The organism is Janthinobacterium sp. NKUCC06_STL, from assembly GCF_019345455.1.
GTDB classification, from domain to species: domain Bacteria; phylum Pseudomonadota; class Gammaproteobacteria; order Burkholderiales; family Burkholderiaceae_D; genus Janthinobacterium; species Janthinobacterium rivuli.
The window spans coordinates 1-311 of the sequence record NZ_JAHKQY010000040.1 but is presented as its reverse complement, the minus strand read 5'-3'; the positions used below and the strand labels follow the sequence as shown (position 1 = coordinate 311).

At 42.8% G+C, this 311-nt stretch carries 1 rRNA gene; it reads right to left on the bottom strand.

Annotated features, from left to right (window positions below):
- Positions 1–86: ribosomal RNA gene (locus tag KO539_RS29900) — 23S ribosomal RNA — on the bottom strand; the annotation flags it as partial.
- Positions 87–311 lie beyond the last annotated feature (225 nt).

The following is a 311-nucleotide window of genomic DNA, read 5'->3' as shown; positions in this document are numbered from 1 at the left end:
ACTCCCCGCAGCTTATCGCAAGCTACTACGTCCTTCATCGCCTGTAATCGCCAAGGCATCCACCATGTGCACTTATTCGCTTGTCCCTATAACGTTAGCCTCTCATCATTTGCATGAGGAAAGAGCGCTACAGGGATAAGAAAGTACAACGTTGTTGCTTGTTTGTTGATACATACAATCATTACCCATCGATTCGCTTGTTACGGCAAACCGATCAATAAATAATCTTTACTTCTTCCAGATTGTTAAAGAACATACAGCACTTGATCTCGAAAAGACCAAACCTAAATCCCGGTGTTGAACTCAACACT